This window comes from Rhodococcus oryzae (assembly GCF_005049235.1).
GTDB classification, from domain to species: Bacteria; Actinomycetota; Actinomycetes; order Mycobacteriales; family Mycobacteriaceae; genus Rhodococcus_G; species Rhodococcus_G oryzae.
Window position 1 is genome coordinate 396,066 of record NZ_SUMD01000004.1, and the last position, 1,748, is coordinate 397,813.

The following is a 1,748-nucleotide window of genomic DNA, read 5'->3' on the forward strand; positions in this document are numbered from 1 at the left end:
CACCGACACCGCGCGTGACCGCTGGAACGCGGTCACCGCGCGGTGTCGGTGAGGCGATTGCCCAGGATCAGGCTGCCCCACCCCAGAAGTCGACGAGCACCTTCGTCAGCTCCTCGGGCTTCTCCTCGTTCGGCGTGTGGGCGGCCCCCGCGATGATCTCGAATTTCACGCCCAGGCGCGCCGCGGCGTCGGCCTGGGAATCCACCGGAACGAAATCGTTCTCGCCCGCGACGACCAGGATCGGCAGGCCGGTCGCAGCCAACTCCTCGACGCGGTCCGGCTCGTCGCTCAGCGTGAGTGCGATGCCGGCGATGTTCGCGGTCCTGGTGGCCAGGATGCGGTTGTGCAGGAACTCCCTGACCGGCGCCGGGAAGATCTCCTCGAAGGCCCCGAACATGGCCTTCCACAGCGCCTCGTTGCCACCCGACCACAGCAGGTCGGGGATCTGACTCATGTCCATTCCCAGGTTCTGACCGCTCGGCGGCGAGTCGAGGATCACGTAGTCCAGGAATCGCTCCGGGTCGTTCAGCACAGCGGCCCGGGTGACCACGCCGCCGAAGCTGTGGCCGAGGAGGTGCACCTTCTCGCCGGGCGCGGCCTGGTCGAGCACCTCGGCAAGGTCAAGGGCGAACTTGGCGATCGTGTACTCGCCGACCGCCTCGGGGCCGTCCGGTCCGTCCGAGTCGTACTGGCCGAGCTGGGAGTACGAGATCAGCCGGTAGCCCGCAGCGGTGACGAACGGCGCCATCGGAAGGAAGTCCTCCCGGGAGCCGGTGAAGCCGGGGACCGTGACGACGGTGCCCTTGACCTCCGCACCCGCCTCGGGCGTCGCCTCGAAGAGGGACAGCTCGCCGCGCGAGATCGTGATGCGGGAGAGGGTGACGGTCATGCGTTCTCCTTAATTACCGAGTGATTAGTAGGTTACTGACACCGTGCGGACGAGGTGTCCGCCGCCACGCCTCAACGCCGTGTTGACGAATGTCAACGGGGCGAAGTGTCAGCGGTTACGCTCGCCGGGTGGACCACGAGGAGAGCAGCTATCGGTACTCGTTCATCACGCCCCTGTTGCCGGCCTCCGTGGAGAATCGGATACGCGATGACCTCGGTGCCACGGTGACGGTTCACGGGCACCTCAATGTCGTCACCGTGATCGGCGCCGCGTACCGGCGCGCCGTCGCGGGCATGAATCTTGCCGAGGCTCTTGCCGAGCGCGGTGTCGTCGCTGAACGAACGCAGCCCGACCTCGTCAATCGCCGGATGATCGCCGAACGCGCCCGCTGCACCAGGCAGGCCGTCGCGCTCTGGGTGACGAGGCAACGGCACCAACACGATCCGTTCCCGCTGCCGGTCACGCTGATTCCGGGGGAGACCTGGGCGTGGGCCGAGGTCAATTCCTGGCTCGCCCGAAACGGGTACCCCCATGAGACCGGGTGCACCATCCCGGGACTCGAGGACTATGCGCGGCTCGACTCGCACCTGCTGTCCCACCGCGACGAGTACCGCGAGATCGCCGCGGCTGCGCGACGAAACCGCGCGTAGAAGAGACCCAGCCACAAGGGGTGGTTACGTCACAGTGACGCAACCGGCGTGGCATAGCCGGAGGTGGGTGCAGAGCCGCAGCCGGCCGGACGGGAAGTGCCGGTCAGCCCGAGCACTGCAGACGGCAACCGTCACATGCCGTTAGTCTGAACAGAAAGTTGGCGACACGTCGATCGCGAAGCGCTGCTGCCCTCTACATGAGGTTGATG

General features: G+C 66.9%; 2 protein-coding genes. One reads left to right on the plus strand and one right to left on the minus strand.

All coding sequences use genetic code 11. From position 1 onward, the window contains the following. Positions 1 to 67 precede the first annotated feature (67 nt). A complete protein-coding gene (locus FCG67_RS10830) occupies positions 68 to 889 on the minus strand; it encodes an alpha/beta fold hydrolase (RefSeq protein ID WP_136909656.1) in 822 nt (273 codons plus the stop codon). Between the two features lie 128 nt (positions 890 to 1,017). Here FCG67_RS10830 and FCG67_RS10835 point away from each other — a divergent pair, with 128 nt between their 5' ends. Further along, positions 1,018 to 1,539 (plus strand): hypothetical protein, encoded by a 522-nt coding sequence (locus tag FCG67_RS10835; protein WP_136909658.1) that lies wholly within the window; start codon positions 1,018 to 1,020, stop codon positions 1,537 to 1,539. Positions 1,540 to 1,748: the final 209 nt, after the last annotated feature.